Below are 20,198 nucleotides of genomic sequence, written 5' to 3'. Positions count from 1 at the left end.
GCCCGACCGGTCAGGAGGCCGGTGGCGAGCGATCGGCCTCCTGACCGGTCGGGCGGCGACCACGGCCGATCGAGGACGTACCGGCCTTTGATCCGACAGCGTGCCGCCGTCGACAACCTCCACGGGACGACGAGGCGAGTACATGAAGTTTTTGCACACATCGGACTGGCACATCGGCAAGGTGCTCAAGGGGCGCAGCCGACTCGATGAGCAGCGAGCCGTCCTGCGCGAGATCGTCCAGGTGACACGGGACCACCGGGTTGACGCAGTTCTCGTCGCCGGTGACCTGTACGAGTCGTCCGCCCCGTCGGCGGACGCCCAGCAGTTGCTGGTGCAGGCACTGCTCACGCTGCGACGCACTGGTGCCGAGGTCATCGCGATCGCCGGCAACCACGACCACGCCGCCACCTTCGACGCCTACCGGCCGCTCATGGCGAGCGCGGGGATCACCCTGGCCGGCAGTGTGCGCGTCGCGGCCGACGGCGGGGTGGTGAAGTTCACCGCGCGCTCGACGGGAGAGCCGGTCACTGTCGCCCTGCTGCCGTTCCTGTCCCAGCGCTACGCGGTACGTGCTGCCCAGTTGGTCAGCACGACGCCCGGGGAGGCCGCAACCGGCTATGGCCGGCTGGTGCGGAACCTGCTTGCCGCGCTCGCGGCCGGTTTCCGCGACGATGCGGTCAACCTGGTGATGGCGCACCTCATGGTGGCCGGGGGAAAGTTCGGCGGGGGCGAGCGGTCCGCCCAGTCGTTCCTCGAGTACTGGGTGCCGGCCGACGCCTTCCCGCCCGAGGCGCACTACGTCGCGCTCGGGCATCTGCACCGCCGGCAGTCGCTGTCCGCGCCGTGTCCGGTGCACTACTGCGGCAGCCCGATCACCCTCGACTTCGGCGAGCAGGACGACCCCTCGATGGTCCTCGTCGTCGAGGCCGGGATCGGCGCGCCCGCCCGTATCGTCGCCGAGGTACCCATCGGGTCCGGACGGCGGCTGCGCACCGTACGCGGCACCGTCGAGGAGCTGACCCGGTGCGCCGACTCGCCCGGCGACGACTACCTGAGGGTATTGCTGTGCGAACCGGCGCGTGCGGGTCTGCGGCAGGAGGTGCAGCGGCTGCTGCCGAACGCGCTGGAGGTGCGCATCGATCCGGAGTTCGCCGCACCCGTGCACACCGCCGGGTCGTCCGCGCCGGCCGACGGCGTGGAGCGCAGCCCCGCTGAGCTGTTCCACGCATACTGCGCCACCCGGAACCTGGTCGACGAACGGGTCGAAGCACTGTTCGCCAGGCTCCACGACCAGGTCACCACCGCGCACGCCTGACGGCGGGAAGGAACCTCGATGAGGCCGGTGCTGCTGGAGATGAACGGCTTCGCCTCGTTTCGGGAGCCGACCCTGATGGACTTCCGCGAGGCGGACTACTTCGCGCTCGTCGGTCCCACCGGCTCGGGCAAGTCCACCGTCATCGACGCGATCACGTTCGCGCTGTATGGATCGGTGCCGCGCTGGGGCGACCGGCGTACGGTCGCGAACGCGCTCGCGCCGACCACCGACCGGGGCATCGTCCGGCTCGCCTTCGACCTTGCCGGACACCGCTACGTCGCCGTCAGAGAGCTGCGCCGCACCGCCGGTGGCGTCCATGTGAAGAATGCCCGGCTGGAACGACTCGCCGACCCGGCCGCGCTCGGCGCACCGGACGACGCCACCGAGGTACTCGCCTCCGACTCCGAGGTCACCCCCGCGGTGGAAAAGCTGATCGGGCTACCGTTCGAGCACTTCATCACCTGTGTGGCACTGCCACAGGGCGACTTTGCCGAGTTTCTGCACGAACAGCCCGCCAAGCGGCAGGAGATCCTCGTCAGACTGATGGGGCTGCAGGTCTATACCCGGATCGCACAGGCGGCGAACGCGAAGGCCGAGAGCGAGAAGCAGCGCGCCGAATTCCTCGCCCGGCAGCTCGAGGAGTTCACCGATGCGACCGAACCCGCCCTACGGGCGGCACAGGACCAGGTGGCCGCGCTGGAGAAGGTCGCCGAGCGGATTCGTGCGATGCTGCCCGAACTCGCGAAGCACGGCGCGGCGGTGGCCGAGGCGCAACAGGCGTGCGTGGCGCTGACCGAGGAGCGGGACCAGCTGAGGGCGGTTGCCGTGCCGGCCGGGTTCGAGGAACTCGGTGAGAGGGAACGCGAGATCAGAGCCGCGTGCGAAACGGCCGACGAGGAGCTCGCCGCGGCCGAGACGGCCGACACGACCGTCCGCGAGCAGCTTGCGGCGGCACCGCCCCAGGCCTCACTCGAGCAAGCCCGCCGCGATCACGCCGAGCTCGACGAGACGGAAGAGAGGCTGCTCGCAGCGCAGGCGCTGCAGCAGTGGCGCGCCGCGGCGCTCCGCGATGCCATCGCCGTCAGGGAGGAGGCCGAAGGGCTTGCCCGGCAGGCGCGGCAGGCGCGGGAGGTCATGGCGCGGTCGCATCTCGCCACAGCGCTGCGGCCGCACCTGCGGGTCGGCGGGGCGTGCCCGGTGTGCGAGCAGCGGGTCACGACGAGGCCCGGCCCGCTGACCGCGCCCGATCTCGATGCGGCCGAACGAGCACTGATCCGGGCCGACAGTGAGGTGGAGCGGTCGCGTGGCGAGTGGACGAAGGCGTCCCGGGCCGAGCAGCAGGCCACCAGCGAACTGAACATGCTCATCGGCCGGGTCGCCGCCCTGCGTGCCGACCTCGCCGGTGCTCCCGCCTTGGAGCAGGTGACCGCTGCGCTCGCCTGCCGGGAGCGGCTGGAAAGGACCGCCGATGAGGCGGACGCACGGCTTCGGTGTGCGCGGACCGCCAGGGCGAGCGCCGAGAAGACCGCGGCGGGTGTTCACCAGGAAGTACAGGCGGTCCGGTCGGTGCTCGAGCAGGTTCGCGACCCACTCGTCACGCTCGGGGCTCCGGCGCTGGACCGTGATGACCCGACCGCGGCGTGGGCGACCCTCGTCTCCTGGGCGGCCGACGCGGCCGCCGCCCGCACCACGGAGCTGTCCGGCGCGCACGAGAGGCTGGCGAGGGTTCGTGGCCGGCTCACCACTGCCGAGGACCGGCTCGCCGACGTGCTCGCCGCCCCCGGTGTGGAGTTCGATACGGAACGGCCGTTCACCGAGACGGCCGAGCCGGCGGTCACGGCAGCGCTGAGGGGAGCTCGCCAGGAGGCACGGCGCCTCGTCGAGCGACGGGAACAGGCCGCGAAGCTCGACGCGCGGCGGCAAGACGCCGAGCAGGCGCATCAGGTGGCAAAGGCGCTCGGTCACCTGATGCGCGCAGACGGGTTTCCTCGCTGGCTTGTCACGACGGCTCTCGACACACTCGTCGCGCATGCTTCCGAGAGGCTTGCCGGACTGTCCGACGGGCAGTTCGAGCTGGTCCACGACGACGGGAACTTCCTCGTCATCGACCACACCGACGCGGACGGTCGTCGGCCGGCCAAGACGCTGTCCGGCGGTGAGACGTTCCAGGCCAGCCTCGCCCTCGCCCTGGCGCTTTCGGAGCAGCTGCCGGCCATGGCCGCAGCCGGCGCCGCCCGGCTGGAGTCCGTCTTCCTCGACGAGGGATTCGGCACGCTGGACGAGACGACGCTGGAGACGGTCGCCGCCACGCTGGAAGAGCTCGCGATCCGCAAGGGCCACATGGTCGGCATCGTCACGCACATCAGCGCCCTGGCCGAACGGGTGCCGACCCGCTTCGCCGTTCACCGCGGCCGGGGGACCTCCTCGGTACAGCGGGAAACACCGTGACCGGCCTCGTGGGCTCCGGCCGGGCGGGGCCCTCCCGGCGTGAACCACCGCTCGACCAACTGCTCGGCCTCACCCAGCCACCGGGCCGGCCGCTCCGGAGCGGCCGCGTCGCCTTCGTGCCGCCCTGCGCGCCGGTGGCCGGGACGGTCTCCGAGCCGTCCTCCCCGCCTCCTCCACCGCACCCGTCCCGACGTCAAGCTCATCGAGGAGATCCGCGACGAAGCGGAGACGTACTTCGCCTGCGGTTTCCCGGAGACTCACCTGTGCGCCCGCGGCGGCGGCCGGCCCATCTGTCGCACGCACTCCCTGGGAGACACAGAGGCCCGGTGCTGATCTCCGACCACAAGGAGAAACGATCGGTCGGTAGCCCCGCGCGTCAGCTGACCTCGGTCGCGGGCGTAAAGCCCGGCCTGCACAGGTCTTCGAGGTCGGAGCCCCCATCACCCCACACCAGAGTGTGGGAGTCCCAGTCCAGCCCCACATGGTCCAGCCCTCGGTGGCGGAGCATCCAGTCGTAGTTCCTCAGCGCGATCTCGGCCTCTTCGATCATGGTGCGAGGCTACGTAGTGACCAGGACCGGAAGCCGTATCTCCGACCCAGGACACACCGGCTTCCCACTCCTCCGGAAACGATTTCTCCTCGCCCGAGGACGGTGGCATCGTGGCCGTGAGCCAAGACAGCGGGGCCCGCTCGGGCCGGGAGGGACGGCAGCGTGACAGCGACGCTGAATCTGTGGAAGTGCAGACTGGGAGAGCTGCCGGAGTCGTTGTGGCAGCGGACCGAACTGCAGGTGCTGATCCTCGCGGACAACGAACTGACGCACCTCTCCTCCCGGATCGGGCAGTTACGCCGGTTGCACACTCTGGACCTGGGGCACAACAAGCTCGCCTCGATACCGGATGAGCTGACCGAACTGCCACTCACCGAGTATCTCTATCTGCACGACAACCAGCTCAAAGAGCTTCCCCGCTCACTCGGGCGGCTTACCGAACTCCGCTACCTCAACGTCGGCGAGAACCGGTTCACCAGTCTCCCGGAGAGCATCGGCGCATTGACCGGACTGGTGGAGCTTCGTGCCCAGCACAATGACCTGGCCGCACTGCCCGACACGATCGGTCGACTACCCATGCTCCGCGAGCTGTGGCTGCGGGGTAACGCACTCACGTACCTACCGGAATCCGCCGCTGCCCTGACCGAACTACGTCACCTCGACCTACGAGAGAACGCGCTGAAGGAACTTCCGGAGCCTCTGGCGGGGCTCCCGCTGCTCCGCCACCTCGACCTACGGAGCAACCATCTCCGCAAACTGCCGGACTGGCTGACCGAGCTGCCCTCACTCGAGAAACTCGACCTCCGCTGGAACAACATCGAGCCCCAGCCGCGCCTGCTCGATCTCCTCGAACAACGTGGTTGCGTCGTCTTGACGTAGGCAGCGGCACCTGGGGTGGCACGCGACTGGGCGTTACCGCACCACAGAAGTCGAGCCAGAAGTCGAACTGCTGTGGGAACGCTGCTCCTCGACACGTGCAGAGCCAGTCGGCGGGGACACGGACGAGCGGGCACCTCGCCCATGGGCGAGGTGCCCGCTCGTCCGTGTTCCGGCTGTCAGAGCAGCCAGCGGTTGCGGCCGACGAAGGGGAGCCGCGCCCAGGCCCTGCCCAGGCCCCAGGTGGCGCCGGCGCCCGCGGCGGCGAGGGCGACCAGGACGACGGCGTAGATCAGGTGGTAGTCGACGAACGGGTTCGTCGACATGCTCGGCGATCCGTCCGACAGGTGCTGGGCCGGCGGCCATTCCGCGACCCACATCAGGGCCATCATGGCGCTGCCGCCGATCGCGGCGAGCCACAGGCCGATTCCCGCGATCAGGGCGATTCCGATGCCGAGCAGGCCGAGCATGAACAGCCAGTCGGCCCACGCCGCCCCGGCCCAGTCGTGGAAGGTGGACTCCATCGGCCCGACGGCGACACCGCCGAGGAAGCCCCGGGTCGGCGATCCGCCCTCGATCCACCCCTTGCCGGAGGGGGTCGCGTAGCCAAAGCCGAACGCCTTGTCCAGGAACGCCCACAGGAAGACGAACCCCGTCAGCAGACGGAGGCCGGCGAACACGTACGCGCGGGTCCCGGTCGCCGCCGCGGTCGTCGACTCGGCAGGCGCGGGAGCCGTCCCGGCACGGTGCAGGGGCGGGAGGCGGAATCCCCGGCGCCGGTGGGGGTGGTCGTGAACTGCCATGATGCTCATCCCTTTCAGAGGGTGACGCAGGACGTGGACGACTCTCCTCGCCCCTTCAATGTCTCGCATCACCGGCCTCCGTCATAGGGGCCGCAGGACCCGGACAGCGGGCCGAACGCCCCTCTGGCGAAGCCCTGTTGGCAGACGCAAGCCGTCCGCAACGCGGTAGCCGCTCCCGCGCTCTGCAACGAAGTCGTCATGACTGAGGAGTGTGAGGCGCCGGCCGGCTTCCGGGCTCCGCACCGTCACTGCCGGGCACCGCCCGGTGATGGACGTCGTCGACGTCCCGTACGAGCTGGTCCGCTGGACCGCCCGCCGCAACGAGCAGAGCGCCGCCCGCCTGACGGATCTGGAGCAGGAGTACGTCACTGCCACCGACGACGGGAATCTGAAGTGCGCGCCCCAGGTCCGCGAACGGGCACGGGCACGGGCGAAACTGAACCGAATCGCCGCCCATGCAACCGGCGTTGGTCTTATCGGCTCCTTTCTCGAGCGTGCCGCACCGCAGCCCGAGCGATACGGGCCCGGCTCACCGCCATGGCCGACGTCGGTCCGGCGGCCGCCCCCGCCCCGCCTCTGCGCGGCCATCGTCGACCACCTCACTTTCTGCGGCAGCATCCCGGAGACCGGCACCGACTCCTACCGCCTCGTCACCACCCGCGCACGCGCGGAACAGCAGTCCTGGGCCGACTTCGATGTGGCGGCTGGGGCGACAGGAGTCCTGGGCGTGTCAGCGATGGGCGTTGAGCCAGTCGCCCGGGATCAGGTCGCGCATGCGGTCGAGGTCTTCTGCCGTCCGGCCGCGGGCCAGAAGGGCCATGCCGTCGTCGTCGCGCAGAAGGACGTCCTGGCCCAGGAACCACCGGGTTCCGTGCTCCTCGCCGAGGGGGTACGCCGGGAACGGCAGCCGGACAGAGTTCGCCTCCAGCGACTCGATGCTGTCGTCATCCGGGTCGAGGAAGTCGCAGTGCTCCTCGTCGGCCTGCAGGGACTCGGACAGAACGATCTCGACGAAGCAGAGGGAAAGACGCTCCAGCCAGTCCTCCCACCGCTCGGCGCTCTTGTCGGCGAGGTCGGACCGGATGAACACCGCAGGGTCGTCCTCCCGGAGGCTGTCGAGGAGGATGCCCCAGGATGCCGCTCCCTGGTTCTCGTGGCGGAAGACCAGGGCCTTCTTGGCATCGTCCACATAAAGCTCGGCCGGGCCGAGCAGCACATCGTGGTTGCTGGTGAGATCGGACCGGCGCCCGAACAGCAGATACGCCTCGCGCAAAGCCGGCGGCAGTCGGAGACCCAGCCTCTCCTCGGCAGTGTCGAGATCGGCTTCCGCCCATCCGTCACCGCTCTCCAGGGCGCTGATCCAACGGGCGGCGAAGCTCTGAATGAAGCTCCATGCACCACTGCGGCCTTCGACGCCTCGGGCAAGAGACGCAACAAGATCGAACTCTTGTGTCATGCCAGGACGATATCCGTCCCGCTCATCAGCCCTCTCCGGCTTTCTTCACGGCCAGTGAAGTCGGTTCCTCACGGCTCTGGGAGGTAGCGGTACCGGCCGCGGCGGGATGCCGATGTCCACGAGAACGGGTTTTGGCACCACTGCGGCTGAGGACGTCTGCTCCTGCGAGATGGTGGATGCCATGGGTGTCGTGTGACGTCAGTTCCAGGATGGCTGCGGCAAGGTCGGTGACGTGCACCGGGCCCCGGATGTCGTCTGTGAACAGGACGCCTTACCTGCTCAGTGACCAGGTAGCCGCTGCCACCGATGAGTAAAGTCGTCACGATGGGACACCGGGGCCCCGCCCGACCGGCTGCAATGCAGCACCACGGAAGTTGAGCCGGAGCCCGCCGTCGGACGCCATCACACCCGCGGGGCACGTCACTTCGGCCTCCCGGGTTTTCGCCGCCGGGCGAATCACTCCGCCCTCGAAGAACACGCGCTCCGCCAGCAACTCGCTGAGCGGAAGCACGGTCGCCGCCGTCGTCACCGGGCGGCCCTTCCCGTGAGCACCGGGAGCCGTCCTATGCGGTCTCCCGATACACCGCCGCCTCCTCCAGGTCCAGCCGCCGCAGCAAGGTACGCAGCATCTCGTCGTCGAGGTAGCGGGCGTCGCGGAGTCTGACGAACACGTCACGCTCCGCGCTGATCACCTCCCGCGACAGCCTCCGGTAGGTGTCGTCCACGGATTCCCCGGTGACCGGGTTGGTCTGGCCCAGACGTTCCCAGACGGCGTTGCGGCGGCGCTCCAGGACGGTGCGCAGACGGTCGGCGAGCGGGGCCGGAAGAGCGTTGCGCTCGTCGGACAGGAGCTCGTCCAACCGCTGCTCGGCGACCCGTGAGGCCTGCGCCTGGGCGTTGGCCTCCGCGAGGGTCTCGGCCTGGATGTCGCGCCCGGGGATCTTCAGCAGATGGATCAGCGGGGGCAGCGTCAGACCCTGCACCACCAGCGTGCCGATGACCGTGGTGAAGGTCAGGAAGAGCAGCAGGTTGCGCTGCGGGAAGTCGGCGCCGTCGGCGGTGAGCGGGATCGAGAAGGCGATGGCCAGCGAGACCACGCCGCGCATGCCGGCCCAGGCGATGACGAACAGTGCCTTCCAGCCGGGTCTCCCCTCGCGTTCCCGGATCCGCGCCGACAGCAGCGGTGGCAGAAAGGCCGCCGGGTACACCCACACGAACCGCGCGACGACGACCACCGCGAAGACGGCCAGCGCGTACCAGGCGGCCTCTGCGCCCGCGTACTCTCCGAGCCCTCTGAGGACGATCGGCAGTTGCAGTCCGATGAGCGCGAACACCGCGGCCTCCAGGACGAACGCGACCATCCTCCACACCGCCTCCTCCTGGAGCCGGGTGGCGAAATCGACCTCCCACGCGCGGTGCCCCAGATAGAGCGCGACGACCACGACCGCGATGACCCCGGAGGCGTGCACCTGCTCGGCGGCCGCGTAGGCGACGAACGGGATCAGCAGGGAGAGCGTGTTCTGCAGCAGCGCCTCCTTCACATGGGTGCGCAGCCAGTGCAGCGGAACCATCAGCACCAGGCCGAACGCGAGGCCGCCGAACGCCGCGAGCAGGAACTCGCTGATCCCCCCGGCCCAGGTCGCCCCCTCGCCGACGGCCGCCGCCACGGCCACCCGGAACGCGGTGATCGCGGTGGCGTCGTTCAGCAGGGACTCGCCCTGGAGGATCGTGGTGATCCGGGACGGCAGTCCGACCCGGCGCGCCACCGCCGTCGCCGCGACCGCGTCCGGCGGGGCCACCACGGCACCGAACACCAGAGCCGCGGTGAGCGGCAGGCCCGGCACGAGCAGGTACAGGACCCAGCCGACGACGAAGGTCGCGAACAGTACGTACCCCACCGACAGCAGCGCGACCGGCCGCAGCTGCGCCCGTAGACCGAGGTAGGAGCTGTCGGTGGCAGCCGTGTGCAGCAGCGGGGGCAGGATGAGCGGAAGGACGATGTGCGGGTCGAGCGTGTAGACGGGCACGCCGGGGACGTAGCTGACCGCGAGACCTGCGGCGACCACCAGCAGCGGGGCCGGCACCGGAGTGCGTCTGGCAGCGGCGGAGATCGCGGCACTGCCCGCCACCAGCAACAGCAGCGGCATCACGTCCATGTCGTGCCCACCCCAGAATCTCCGCGCAGTGATCCGTGCAGCAGTCGTAACCTGGCCATCATGAAACAGTGCACGCACGCCGACGCGCTGCCACTCCCGGAACCCGTCCCCCTCACGGAGACGTGTCCGGAGTGTCTGCGGGACGGCACGGATCCGGTGCAGTTGCGCCTGTGTCTCAGTTGCGGTCACGTCGGCTGCTGCGACTCGTCGCTGGGACGGCACGCGACGGGGCACCACCGGGAAACGGGTCACCCCGTGATGCGGACCCATGAGCCCGGAGAGAGCTGGCGCTGGTGCTTCGTCGATCAGGTGCTCGTGTGACCGGACGGGACCCGGGGTGCCGGCCGATCCGGTCCGTGGGCGGCGGTGGGCCGACCACCGTCGCACCCTTGAGGTCGTCGCGTGGAAGCACCGCACCTGCTCGCCCTGGCGGGACCTGCCTGCCGCACCAGGTTCATTCCAGACGGCACACAAACGCCTGATCAGGTGGGCCGTGGACGGCGCCTGGGAACGGCTCCCCGCCGCCGTCCCGGCCGCGGCGGACGCGGAGGGGACGGTCTTCGGTGGACTCCACGGTCTGCCGGGCCCACCGGCATGCGGCCGGTGCCGGGAAGCGGGGTCGCCCGCGTCCTGGCCGGGGCGCACGGATCGCCTCCAGAACCGCCTCGAACTGCGGAATCGTCCCGTCGGCCGGCCGTGATCAGCACCGACAGCGGTCTCCGGGCCGATCAGGCGGTCGGCTGCAGTCGGACGCAGCATTGCCCGGGGCGGGGCGCCAGGCGTGCCTGGAGTCCTGCCTCGTCCCTGCCCTTGAGGACACCGCGAAGCAGGTGGAGGTTCATGCCGCACACCGTCTGGGTGTGCTCCCGGGCCAGCGCGTGGAAGGGGCAGTTCGCCAGAACGATGGCGTCGTCCTCGCGGCGTGGCTCGAAGCCGTAGCGCTCCAGCAGGTCGAAGACATTCGTCTTGTTCTGCTCGCCCAGTTGCGTGCCGAGTTCTTCGGCCTTGCGGTGCAGCACATCGCGCACCGGTTCGCCCGTCGCGTCGGATTCCTCCACGGCTTGGGCGAGGAGCCGTCCGGCCAGCTCGTAGCGGCGGTCCGGCAGGTTGACGGCGACCTGCTTCGCCGAGCGGCGGTAGAGCTTGGCCGGCCTTCCCGCGCCCGGTCCGGAGCGTCCGCTGCGGCGCTCGTAGACGACGTCCAGCAGCGATTCGTCGGCCAGCCGGTCCAAGTGGAACGCGACGGTCCGCCGAGGCAGCCCGAGGGCGGCGGCCGCCTCGTCACGGCCAACGGGGCTCGGCTGGCGCGCCACGTGGTCGTACAGCCTCCTGCGGGTCGGCTCGTCAAGAGCGGCGATGGCGGAGACATCCGGGTCGCGTACTTCCTTCGGGGTGTCCACGAACACCAGTGTAAAACCCACAGCCATTGACTATAGAGCGGATCGGCGCTTCTATTACCAATGAACCTTGTCGATAGAAGGAGAGGGCCATGTCCTCCGTAACCACAAGCACCTCCTCCGCCGCTCCGCGGCAGGCGATGCTCACCGACCCCGGCTACCAGGCGTTCGTGATCCTGCGTGTCGGCTTCACGGTGGCGCCGATCCTGTTCGGGCTGGACAAGTTCGCCAACCTGCTCGTGGACTGGCCCGCCTACCTCGCGCCGTGGATCGACGACCTGGTTCCCGGCAGCGCCCAGGCGGCCATGTACGCGGTGGGGGCGATCGAGATCGTGGCCGGTCTCGCCGTGGCGCTGGCTCCGCGCTTCGGGGGCTGGCTCGTGGCCGGCTGGCTGGCCGGCATCATCGTCAACCTGCTGACCATCCCGGGCCACTACGACATCGCCCTGCGCGACTTCGGACTGCTCCTCGGCGCCGTCGCGCTGGCACGGCTCGCCCAGCGCTACCACGCCGAGCCGCGGCCGTGAACAGACGCCGAGCGCACTGAGCGCCTCCAGCGGGTGGAGCCTCACGGCGCCACCCGCCGTGCCGCGCCTCCTCGGATCACCTGGAATCCTGATCAGCCGCGTGCGGGAGCGATGAAGCAGACCCGATGAGAGGGTGAAGCCGTGGAGGGCCTTGACCCCGGATCTCGGACACACGAGACACTGGATCCTGAGGATCTGAGAACGGGCATCTCGTGGTCATGGAGCACCACCCGCCGGAGTTCACCGCCGGAGTTCAAGGGTGCGGCTGATCCGGGAGTCGACCCGCAGCCGCTGCGGAACTGGATACGGACAGCCGGGGCAAGCCGGTCCCGGGGGCGCGAGCGGAGATACCCGCTGAGTCGTCCACGCTCCTGGAAGCGGAGAACGCGGCCCTGCGCAAGAAGGCCCGCGAACTGGAGGAGGAACGCGAGAACTCGCGCAAAGCGGCGAAGTGTTCCGCCGGGGGAGACGCGCTGGTGAAACGCTTCCGGTTCGTCGCCGACCAGTCGGCGCCGCTTCGGCGTGAAGCGGCTGTGCACCCTCCTCGGCATCGCCCGCTCGAACTTCTGCCACCGGCGCAGGCATTTCGTCCTCGGGCGCGTCAGCCCGATCGAGTTCGAACAACGCTCGAGGGCGTCAGACAGCTTGAATCCGGAGGCAGCCTGAATCTGGCTGCCTGGTTCGCGGATGCCCGTATGGCGGGGCGAAGTCCAGTTTGCTCGGTACTCATGCGACGTAGACACTCATATGACCACCGGCACCGTGCCTGCAGTCGTTCCCCAGCCTCGCAAACCAGGCGCTACTCCACCGGACGACCGCGACGGACCTCGCGCATCGCGAACACGCAATGTCCCTGGGGGGCCGGGTCTCCAACACCTGGATCAGGACGGCTTGACGACGGCCGTCCTTGACGCCGTGACGACCTTCGAGCTGGCGTGGACGGCGCACTGAGGGGGTGCACATGGCATGGCGACGCCCCGTCAGGACTCCGCGCGCTCTGCCGAAGGTCACGGACTGCAGTGATGATGAGCTGACCTCAAGTGATCCTGGCGACCGCGCACCCCTGCCCCTCGGCAGGCGGAGGTGTGGTGGAAGGAGCCTACGTTGTTGCTTCTCATCTCCCCGGACAGCGTCGAGGAGGCTCTCGACTGTGCGAAGGCGGCGGAGCACCTCGACATCGTCGATGTCAAGAAGCCCGATGAGGGCTCGCTCGGTGCGAACTTCCCGTGGGTCATCAAGGCGATCCGCGACGCGGTTCCGGCGGACAAGCCGGTATCCGCCACGGTAGGGGACGTACCGTACAAGCCCGGCACAGTGGCCCAGGCGGCGCTCGGCGCGGCCGTCTCCGGAGCCACGTACATCAAGGTCGGCCTCTACGGATGCACGACGCCTGAACAGGCCGTCGATGTCATGCGAGGAGTCGTCCGGGCGGTGAAGGACTATCGACCGGACGCGTTCGTCGTCGCTTCGGGGTACGCCGACGCCCACCGGATCGGTTGCGTCAACCCGCTCGCACTGCCCGACATCGCCCGCCGTTCCGGTTCCGACGGGGCCATGCTCGACACCGCGATCAAGGACGGGACACGGCTGTTCGACCACACTCCGCCAGACGTCTGTGCGGAGTTCGTGCGGCTGGCCCATGAGGCCGGTCTGCTCGCCGCCCTCGCAGGCAGCGTCAAGGCCGGCGACCTGGGCGAGCTGGCCCGCATGAGCACGGACATCGTGGGGGTGCGCGGGGCGGTTTGCGAGGGGGGTGACCGCAGTGCCGGCCGGATTCAGCCGCAATTGGTGGCTGCTTTTCGGGCGGAGATGGACCGGCATGTCCGGGAACACGCAGCCGTCGTCGCCACGAGCTGACCGTCGGCATGGCGGCAAGGCTTCCCTGCGGTGCGCCCGGAACCCGCGGAGGGCACTTCGTTGTCATCGATCCGGCGACGGGCGAGGGCTTCGACGCGGCTCCCGACCGGCAGCCGGACGAGTTGGACGCCGTCGTCGATCGGGCCCGCACCGCCTGGCGCGGCTGGCGGGACGACCCTGCCGCCCGTAGGACCGCGTTGCTTGCGGCAGCCGACGCCGTGGAGGCGGCCGGGGCCGACCTCGCGCCCCTGCTCACTCGTGAACAGGGCAAGCCTCTGGCCGAATCGCACGCCGAGGTCGCCCGTACGGCCGCCCGTCTGCGCTACTTCGCCGAGATGGATCACGGACCTCAGCGGATCGCGGACGGCCGCCCGGTACGCAGCGAGATCCGCTGGCGACCGCTCGGACCCGTCGCAGCGATCGTCCCGTGGAACTTTCCTCTTCAGCTGGCAGCGGCGAAGTTCGCGCCGGCGCTCGCCGCAGGCAACACGATGGTGCTCAAGCCCTCCCCGCACACGCCCCTCGCCACACGGCTGTTGGGGTCCGTCGTCTCCAGCGCCCTCCCTGAGGGCGTACTGACGATCGTCACTGGCCGCGAACCCCTCGGCGCCCGCCTCGCATCCCATCCGGGGATCCGCCACGTGACCTTCACCGGTTCGATCCCCACCGGGCGGGCCGTCGCGGAGGGGGCGGCGGCCTCGCTCGCTCGGGTCACCCTGGAACTGGGTGGCAATGACGCCGCGATTCTGCTGGAGGACGTGGATGTGGAGAGGATCGCGGACCGGCTGTTCTGGGCGGCGTTCCGCAACTGCGGGCAGGTCTGCATGGCGGTCAAGCGCGTCTACGCCCCGGTCCGGCTCTATTCCGAGGTGGTCGAGGCGCTCGCGCAGCGCGCGAAGACCGCTGTCGTCGGCCCCGGGCTCGACCCGGGCTCCCAGTTGGGGCCGGTCAACAACGCCCCGCAACTGGCCCGCGTCGAGCGCTACACGAACCAGGCTCTGGCAGACGGTGCTCGAGTTGCAGCCGGTGGCGGCCGGCTGGACCGGCCGGGTTACTTCTTCGCCCCGACGATTCTGGCCGATGTGCCGGCTGACAGCCCGGTGGTGACGGAGGAGCAGTTCGGCCCGGTCCTGCCGGTGCTGCCGTACGGGAGCCTTGACGAAGTCGTCGAGGCAGCCAACAGCACCGCTTTCGGGCTGGGAGGCTCGGTATGGGGGACCGATCTCGACCGGGCCGAGACGGTGGCCGACCGGCTGGAGTGCGGGACGGCGTGGATCAACCATCACGCCGAACTGTCCCTCGCCCAGCCCTTCGCGGGCATCAAGGAGAGCGGTGTCGGTGTCGCGGGCGGACCGTGGGGGCTCTACGGCAATCTCAGACCGTTCGTGGTGCACCGCCAGGAGGAGGCACGACCGTGAAGTTCGGCGCGGCGGTACTCCGCTCGTACGAGAGCCCCTTCGCCGTCGAGGAGGTGACCCTGGACGAAGGACCGGCCCATGGCGAGATCCTGGTCCGCATCGCGGGCTGCGGGATGTGTCGGACCGATCTCGCCGTCCGGCGTTCGGAGGGCCGTTCGCCGCTGCCGGCGGTGCTCGGCCACGAGGGCGCCGGGGTCGTAGTGGAGACGGGCGGCCCGGACACGGGGCTGAGCGTCGGCGACCATGTCGTGCTGAGCTTCGACTCCTGCGGACATTGCCGTAACTGCAGGGGCGCGACCCCCGCCTACTGTGACTCCTTCGCCTCGCTCAACCTGTTCGGAGGGCGCGGGGAGAACGCGGCTCGGTTCATCGACACGGCGGGGAGCGAACTGGCTCCCCGGTGGTTCGGCCAGTCCTCGTTCGCCGAGTACGCGATGGTCCTGGCCCGCAACGCCGTCCGGGTCGATCCCTCACTGCCCCTCGAACTGCTCGGACCGCTCGGCTGCGGCTTCCTCACCGGTGCCGGGGCGGTTCTGAACTCCTTCGGCGTCGGTCCCGGCGACACCGTCGCTGTCCTCGGTACGGGAGCGGTGGGCTTGGCCGCGGTGATGGCGGCCACGGCCGCCGGGGCGGTGACCGTGGCCGTCGACCGACACCCCGAACGGCTGGCCCTGGCCGAACGGTTCCACGCGCTCCCGCTGCACGCCGCATCGCCCGACCTGCCCGGCCGCATCCGACGACTGACCGACGGCGGCGCGCAGTACGCACTGGACACCACGGGCTCCACCCGACTGATCAACGACGCCCTCCGGGCCCTGCGCCCAACCGGTCACCTCGGGCTGGTGGCAAGGCTCCACACCACGTTGCCACTCGAACCGGGGGCACTGGACCGAGGCCGGCGAATCTCCCACATCTGCGAGGGGGACGCGGTTCCCGGACTTCTGATTCCGAGGCTGACGGCACTGTGGCAGGCCGGACGGTTCCCTTTCGACCAACTGATCCGCACGTACCCGCTCACCGATATCAACGAGGCCGAACGCGACTGCGATGCGGGCCGCGTGGTCAAACCCGTCCTGATTCCGGAGAGCAGAAGCTGATGCGTGAGCTCCTCGACGCACGCCACCGCCTGTCCGACCGGCTCTGCCCGACGGCCGTCTGACGTTTCTCCGGCTGTTCCGCAGCGTCTCCCCCTCTCCCTTTTCGTGATCTCGCGTTCCCCAAGGAGGACACATGGTCGGCACGGCGCAAAGGAACCCCGGCGCGGGAGGCGTGGACGGAGGAGTCGGTGTGACTGCTCTCCTGGTCGCCGCGGCACGGGCTATCGAGACCCACCGCGACGACAGCCTGGCGCAGGACGTCTACGCGGAGCACTTCGTGCTCGCCGCATCCGCGTCCGCAGGCTGGCCTGTCCGAATGCACCAGGTTCCGGACGGGGACGCGAACCCCCTGTGGGGACGCTTCGCACGTTACTTCGGTCTGCGCACGAGAGTCCTCGACGACTTCCTTCTCCGATCGGTGCAGACGGGCGCACACCAGGTGGTCCTGCTCGGCGCGGGACTGGATTCCCGGGCGTTCCGGCTCGACTGGCCTGCGGGCTGCGTGATCTTCGAGATCGAGAGAGAAGGCGTGCTGGCGTTCAAGCACGATGTGCTCAGCGGCTTGGCAGCCACTCCGAAGGCGGCGCGCGTACCGATTCCGATCGATCTGCGTGCCGACTGGGTGGCAGCACTGACCGACGCCGGCTTCGACGCGACCGCACCGACAGCGTGGCTGGCGGAGGGGTTGCTGTTCTACCTGCCGCACGCCACCGAGATCCAACTCATCGACACGGTGGACCGGTTGAGTACGGGCGGGAGTGCTCTGGCCTTTGAGGTCAAGATCGAGAAAGACTTGCTGGAGTATCACGACAGCCCGCTCTACACCGCGACAAAAGAACAGATCGGCATCGACCTGCTGAACCTTTTCGACGGGGAGCCGCGACCCGACTCCGCCGGGGACCTGGCGGACAAGGGCTGGTCCACATCGGTCCACACCCCCTTCGACTTCACCCACCGGCACGGGCGCGGCCCACTGCCCGAGCGGAACGACGCGCTGGAGGGCAACCGGTGGGTGTTCGCGAACAAGCCCTCGGTGTGATGCCGCGCCGCGGACGAGAGTCGGGAAAGGGCCGGCCTCACCTCGGGATTGATCGTTTCCCTTCGAGCTTCCGCACGAGGCGCTGGAAGCACACCGTTCGGTCGTCCCGCCCGTCGTACCGTCGTCCGGCGCGCGTCCAGACTGATCCCCCGAACACCCCGACAAGACACTGAGCTGTTGCCAACCCGGTTGAAGTGCTGGCCGGTTGGCGGGGGAGGGGGCGTTGGAGAAGAGGTGAAGCTCGCCGACGCCTGTCCGGACACGGTCGTGGAGTACGAAGTCGTCCCGTGAGCGCCGGCTGTCGGTCACTCCAGTACCAGGATGCGGCGCCGACGGCCGTTCATGGGCGGGACGGGGCACACATCGACGGCTTGCCGCCTCCGGCTGGTGGGACGGCAAGCCCGGCGGGCGCTCCATTGGGCGGTTACGCCCTTGAGGCCCGGCCCGAGTAACGGCACGAATCGCATATTTCAGGGATTCCACGGCAGCAGGCGATAGGTGCGAGAAGAGCGTGGTCGATGGGACGTCGTCGAATTCTTCCCGGCGGCCGGCGACGGCTCCCCGTCCGCGCCTTCACCTGCGGACCAGGCGCCCCAGGGCCCACCGGGCGAGGCCGGCGTAGGCCGCGAGGGCGAGGGCCGGTCCCTCGGCCCGCAGTGTCGTGACCGAGCCGACCGCCTGGGGGAACACCTCATGACGCAGTCGCATGTGGACGGGTCCGAGCCGGACCCGCCAGGTCCACTGCCGTCGTTCCTCGTCGACGCACTCCACGACGAACCTCGCGGTGGCACCGAACAGCGAGACCACCTCGCCCCGCATACCTGGTGCGATCCGCTCACCGGCCACGCGCACCGCCCTGATCTGCGGCGACCACGTCGGCCAGCAGGCAGGTGAGACGTAACGCGACCAGACGTCCTCGGCGGGGGCCGGTCCCGAGGCCCGCAAGGTCATGACGGCCATCGGCCCGGTACCCGGTCAGCCGACCTCGCCGTGGACGAACTCGTTGAGGGCCTTGCCCGGCCGCAGGCTCGGCTCGCCGTCCTCCTGATGGAAGCTGCCGAAACCGGTGAGGGTGACCGTCTTCCCCGCCCTGAGCGCCTCGGCGAGCGCACCCGCCCGGTCGACGGTGCCGAACAGCGCGTCGACGACCCGGCCAACCTGCTCCAAGGACAGATCACCACCATCCGCCGCCTTGTGTGCGACCGCCTCGACCAGCCCGGACCTGTCCATACGACGCACCCGCTCCTCGACGATGAAGTCCCGTGAAGCCGCAACCCGACCGACCGGCCGGCCACCGCTGTCCGACACCACCATCGTGACACCGCCACAGCAGCCCCGCACGCAGCGGCGCTCAACCGTACGCTGCCCGTGTGCACAGTGTGGAACTGCTGCCCGACCCCGCGACCGAGCGGGCCGTCCGAGACGTATGGCGCCGCCTCGCGGACGCGGGCCTGCCCAGCCTCGCCACCCACCACCACCCGACCAACCGCCCCCACCTGACCCTCGTCGCAACCGACCACCTTCCACCCCGGACACATGCCCACCTGGAACACTCCTTCGCGAAGACCCTTCCCCTCCCGCTGCGGCTCGACGGACCCCTGCGGTTCTCCGGCCGGACGAAGGTGCTGGCCTGGGCGGTCCGACCCGACGAAGCGCTGTTGCGCCTGCACGAAACGGTGTGGCGGACGCTGCGCGACGCACCGGGGAGCGGAAGCCTGAACCCTCTCCTCGACCCTGCGCGCTGGGTCCCGCACGTCACCCTCAGCCGCAGCCGCGGCACCGTTCGGGCCGAGCTGCCCGACGGGCTGTTCCCCCGCACGTCCGACGCACTGCCCGGCACCCTGACAGGGTGGTGGACATCCGCCCGGCACTACGACTCGGGCCTCCGCACCACCGAACGCCTGGGCCCCTGACACACCCCGCCCCGGCAGCCCCGACCCGGCCGCATACGGGGACCGGCCAGGCCACGTCCGCGAACACCACCGCGCAGACGCTCACCGATTGCCCGCACGAGCCGGCAGGCCACACGGGCGGTCCAGCCACCGACGGCGGCAGCCGGGCCGTCCTTCCGGGCACGGTCGGACGGGGACCGGGCGCCGCAGCGAAGCCGGACCGTGACGGAGCCGGGCGCGCGAGGACCGGGCGGGCCCAGGCCGGACCGGCCCGGAGGGCCGGGCCCGCGCGGAACGAGTCCGAAGCCGCTGTGCCGACGCTCCGGGAGTGACCGGCGAGGCGGCGTCCCGGGCGTGATCACCGCGGTGCTCCGTCGTGTCGTCGCCGGACGCCGACCGGGGCGGTCAGAACGCGTATCTGATCCGCAGCCACGGGGCGTGGGCCGCGATCAGCTCCCGCAGGCGGGTGAGGGCACCACGCTTGACCTCGCGGGCGTAGCGGACGTTGAGGGCACCGTTCTCAGAGCGTTTGGTCTCCTGGGCGGCAGGCTGCCACAGGAGGTCCTCGGCCCGCGGGTGCCAGCCCAGGTTGACCTCGTGGAGCTGCTGGTTGTGGGTCAGCATGATGATCTCGGCGCTCGCCTGCTCCTTCACCCGGCCGGGAAGGACATCGTCCATGCGGACGAGCAGGTCGGTCCAGTCCCGCTGCCAGCCGGGACGCAGCACCACCGGGGAGTTGACAACAGTCTGCCACTCGTTCGGGTGATGCCGCCCTTCCGGTCCGGCGTTTTCGAACTGGACAGAGTTACCCGCACTTCCGTCCTTCGTTCAGAAATCCACCTCGGCAAAGAAGCCGCACACGTCTCACGAAACCGGCCGACGCAGGATCCACCGCGATGAACGACGCCTTGACCGCGCCCACGTGGGATGGCCCACCGGCTCCCATGCAAAGCAGGTACTTCGCACCACACGGCACGCCGTTCATGATCCTTTCTTCGGCATCCCGGCGGGTGATCTTGGGCATGCATGGAGTCGTACGCCCCCCACACGAGGGGCACCGAGATCCGTGAACGCCTCGCCCGCCATACCCGCGCCCACCGCTCCCGGAGCCTTGCTCCTGATCGGGCACGCCCACCGGCTCGCACGCAAGGCCGCCCGAGGTTGATGTCTGTGAGTTCTGGCAGCGATGGTCATCGTCGGCACGCTGTTGGCCGTACACGGCCCTTCAGTGGCTGCGGAAGCCACCTTTCATGGAGCTCATGGGGACTGCCGCCGTGAGCGCTGAGCCACCGTGAAAGTGATACCGAGGACTCCGCCTGCACCGCTGCCGAGCGTCAGACCGAGCTCTAGTGTCCTGCGCCGGAGAT

The 20,198-nt window shown here is 69.8% G+C and carries 17 protein-coding genes and 3 pseudogenes; 12 read left to right on the top strand and 8 right to left on the bottom strand.

Features of this window, described 5'->3' with window-relative positions:
- The first annotated feature begins 142 nt into the window (after nt 1-142).
- Together AOK11_RS01245 and AOK11_RS01240 are read left to right on the top strand one after the other, a co-directional pair.
- Nucleotides 143-1,315 carry an exonuclease SbcCD subunit D gene (locus tag AOK11_RS01245; protein WP_055591741.1) on the top strand — a complete coding sequence of 391 codons (1,173 nt, stop codon included), beginning with the start codon at nt 143-145 and terminating at the stop codon, nt 1,313-1,315.
- Nucleotides 1,316-1,333: 18 nt separating this feature from the next.
- Nucleotides 1,334-3,763 carry an AAA family ATPase gene (locus tag AOK11_RS01240; RefSeq protein WP_055591740.1) on the top strand — a complete coding sequence of 810 codons (2,430 nt, stop codon included), beginning with the start codon at nt 1,334-1,336 and terminating at the stop codon, nt 3,761-3,763.
- Nucleotides 3,764-4,139: 376 nt separating this feature from the next.
- Here AOK11_RS01240 and AOK11_RS43285 read toward each other — a convergent pair whose 3' ends face one another.
- Nucleotides 4,140-4,313, bottom strand: a complete 174-nt coding sequence (locus AOK11_RS43285) for a hypothetical protein (RefSeq protein WP_167353755.1) — start codon at nt 4,311-4,313, stop codon at nt 4,140-4,142.
- 162 nt (nt 4,314-4,475) lie between these two features.
- On the opposite strand from AOK11_RS43285, the gene AOK11_RS01235 reads away from it, so the two are divergent.
- Entirely contained in the window at nt 4,476-5,192 is a 717-nt protein-coding gene (locus AOK11_RS01235; RefSeq protein WP_055591739.1) for a leucine-rich repeat domain-containing protein, read from the top strand.
- A 176-nt stretch (nt 5,193-5,368) separates the two neighbouring features.
- On the opposite strand, the gene AOK11_RS01230 is transcribed toward AOK11_RS01235, so the two are convergent.
- Entirely contained in the window at nt 5,369-5,992 is a 624-nt protein-coding gene (locus AOK11_RS01230; RefSeq protein WP_055591742.1) for a DoxX family membrane protein, read from the bottom strand.
- Between the two features lie 568 nt (nt 5,993-6,560).
- Here AOK11_RS01230 and AOK11_RS38865 point away from each other — a divergent pair.
- Nucleotides 6,561-6,674 (top strand): annotated as a pseudogene (locus AOK11_RS38865) (IS21-like element helper ATPase IstB); the annotation flags it as partial.
- A gap of 48 nt (nt 6,675-6,722) precedes the next feature.
- On the opposite strand, the gene AOK11_RS01225 reads toward AOK11_RS38865, so the two are convergent.
- Nucleotides 6,723-7,448, bottom strand: coding sequence for a hypothetical protein (locus AOK11_RS01225; protein ID WP_055591738.1), 726 nt, complete (start codon nt 7,446-7,448; stop codon nt 6,723-6,725).
- Between the two features lie 563 nt (nt 7,449-8,011).
- Nucleotides 8,012-9,604, bottom strand: a complete 1,593-nt coding sequence (locus AOK11_RS01215; RefSeq protein WP_055591736.1) for a Na+/H+ antiporter — start codon at nt 9,602-9,604, stop codon at nt 8,012-8,014.
- A 60-nt stretch (nt 9,605-9,664) separates the two neighbouring features.
- Between AOK11_RS01215 and AOK11_RS38855 the strand changes: the two genes are divergently transcribed.
- On the top strand, nt 9,665-9,925 hold the full coding sequence (locus tag AOK11_RS38855; protein ID WP_079034555.1) for a UBP-type zinc finger domain-containing protein: 261 nt from the start codon (nt 9,665-9,667) through the stop codon (nt 9,923-9,925).
- Nucleotides 9,873-10,224 (top strand): annotated as a pseudogene (locus AOK11_RS38850) (transposase); the annotation flags it as partial. The gene AOK11_RS38855 and the pseudogene AOK11_RS38850, both read left to right, overlap by 53 nt.
- A 108-nt stretch (nt 10,225-10,332) precedes the next feature.
- On the opposite strand, the gene AOK11_RS01210 reads toward AOK11_RS38850, so the two are convergent.
- Nucleotides 10,333-11,010, bottom strand: a complete 678-nt coding sequence (locus AOK11_RS01210; RefSeq protein ID WP_055591735.1) for a helix-turn-helix transcriptional regulator — start codon at nt 11,008-11,010, stop codon at nt 10,333-10,335.
- Between the two features lie 83 nt (nt 11,011-11,093).
- Between AOK11_RS01210 and AOK11_RS01205 the strand changes: the two genes are divergently transcribed.
- From AOK11_RS01205 to AOK11_RS01185, 5 genes are all read left to right on the top strand, one after another.
- Entirely contained in the window at nt 11,094-11,528 is a 435-nt protein-coding gene (locus AOK11_RS01205) for a hypothetical protein (protein ID WP_055591734.1), read from the top strand.
- Nucleotides 11,529-12,632: 1,104 nt separating this feature from the next.
- Nucleotides 12,633-13,385 carry a (5-formylfuran-3-yl)methyl phosphate synthase gene (locus tag AOK11_RS01200; RefSeq protein ID WP_095534222.1) on the top strand — a complete coding sequence of 251 codons (753 nt, stop codon included), beginning with the start codon at nt 12,633-12,635 and terminating at the stop codon, nt 13,383-13,385.
- An 8-nt stretch (nt 13,386-13,393) separates the two neighbouring features.
- Complete coding sequence (locus tag AOK11_RS01195) at nt 13,394-14,803, top strand: aldehyde dehydrogenase family protein (protein WP_055591732.1); 1,410 nt, start codon at nt 13,394-13,396, stop codon at nt 14,801-14,803.
- Complete coding sequence (locus AOK11_RS01190; protein WP_055591731.1) at nt 14,800-15,900, top strand: NAD(P)-dependent alcohol dehydrogenase; 1,101 nt, start codon at nt 14,800-14,802, stop codon at nt 15,898-15,900. The genes AOK11_RS01195 and AOK11_RS01190 overlap by 4 nt, the downstream gene beginning before the upstream one ends.
- A 133-nt stretch (nt 15,901-16,033) precedes the next feature.
- Complete coding sequence (locus tag AOK11_RS01185; protein WP_055591730.1) at nt 16,034-16,939, top strand: class I SAM-dependent methyltransferase; 906 nt, start codon at nt 16,034-16,036, stop codon at nt 16,937-16,939.
- A gap of 573 nt (nt 16,940-17,512) precedes the next feature.
- On the opposite strand, the gene AOK11_RS01180 is transcribed toward AOK11_RS01185, so the two are convergent.
- Together AOK11_RS01180 and AOK11_RS01175 are read right to left on the bottom strand one after the other, a co-directional pair.
- Nucleotides 17,513-17,890, bottom strand: a complete 378-nt coding sequence (locus AOK11_RS01180) for an SRPBCC family protein (RefSeq protein WP_079034556.1) — start codon at nt 17,888-17,890, stop codon at nt 17,513-17,515.
- 24 nt (nt 17,891-17,914) lie between these two features.
- Nucleotides 17,915-18,169, bottom strand: a complete 255-nt coding sequence (locus AOK11_RS01175) for an HU family DNA-binding protein (RefSeq protein ID WP_055591728.1) — start codon at nt 18,167-18,169, stop codon at nt 17,915-17,917.
- 140 nt (nt 18,170-18,309) lie between these two features.
- Here AOK11_RS01175 and AOK11_RS01170 point away from each other — a divergent pair, with 140 nt between their 5' ends.
- A complete protein-coding gene (locus AOK11_RS01170) occupies nt 18,310-18,852 on the top strand; it encodes a 2'-5' RNA ligase family protein (protein ID WP_055591727.1) in 543 nt (180 codons plus the stop codon).
- Nucleotides 18,853-19,236: 384 nt separating this feature from the next.
- On the opposite strand, the pseudogene AOK11_RS01165 reads toward AOK11_RS01170, so the two are convergent.
- Nucleotides 19,237-19,566 (bottom strand): annotated as a pseudogene (locus AOK11_RS01165) (spore photoproduct lyase family protein); the annotation flags it as partial.
- Nucleotides 19,567-20,198 lie beyond the last annotated feature (632 nt).

It is taken from the genome of Streptomyces hirsutus (genome assembly GCF_001418415.1).
Classification (GTDB): domain Bacteria; phylum Actinomycetota; class Actinomycetes; order Streptomycetales; family Streptomycetaceae; genus Streptomyces; species Streptomyces hirsutus.
The sequence above is the reverse complement of the archived record's forward strand: the minus strand, read 5'-3'. Positions and strand labels throughout refer to the sequence as shown.

Excerpts from the sequence above, each read along its gene's own strand:
- AOK11_RS01245 (WP_055591741.1), top strand. The coding sequence starts at position 143 with ATGAAGTTTTTGCACACATCGGACTGGCACATCGGCAAGGTGCTCAAG.
- AOK11_RS01240 (WP_055591740.1), top strand. The coding sequence starts at position 1,334 with ATGAGGCCGGTGCTGCTGGAGATGAACGGCTTCGCCTCGTTTCGGGAG.
- AOK11_RS43285 (WP_167353755.1), bottom strand. The coding sequence starts at position 4,313 with ATGATCGAAGAGGCCGAGATCGCGCTGAGGAACTACGACTGGATGCTC.
- AOK11_RS01230 (WP_055591742.1), bottom strand. The coding sequence starts at position 5,992 with ATGGCAGTTCACGACCACCCCCACCGGCGCCGGGGATTCCGCCTCCCG.
- AOK11_RS01225 (WP_055591738.1), bottom strand. The coding sequence starts at position 7,448 with ATGACACAAGAGTTCGATCTTGTTGCGTCTCTTGCCCGAGGCGTCGAA.
- AOK11_RS01215 (WP_055591736.1), bottom strand. The coding sequence starts at position 9,604 with ATGGACGTGATGCCGCTGCTGTTGCTGGTGGCGGGCAGTGCCGCGATC.
- AOK11_RS38855 (WP_079034555.1), top strand. The coding sequence starts at position 9,665 with ATGAAACAGTGCACGCACGCCGACGCGCTGCCACTCCCGGAACCCGTC.
- AOK11_RS01205 (WP_055591734.1), top strand. The coding sequence starts at position 11,094 with ATGTCCTCCGTAACCACAAGCACCTCCTCCGCCGCTCCGCGGCAGGCG.
- AOK11_RS01195 (WP_055591732.1), top strand. The coding sequence starts at position 13,394 with ATGGCGGCAAGGCTTCCCTGCGGTGCGCCCGGAACCCGCGGAGGGCAC.
- AOK11_RS01185 (WP_055591730.1), top strand. The coding sequence starts at position 16,034 with ATGGTCGGCACGGCGCAAAGGAACCCCGGCGCGGGAGGCGTGGACGGA.
- AOK11_RS01180 (WP_079034556.1), bottom strand. The coding sequence starts at position 17,890 with ATGACCTTGCGGGCCTCGGGACCGGCCCCCGCCGAGGACGTCTGGTCG.
- AOK11_RS01175 (WP_055591728.1), bottom strand. The coding sequence starts at position 18,169 with ATGGACAGGTCCGGGCTGGTCGAGGCGGTCGCACACAAGGCGGCGGAT.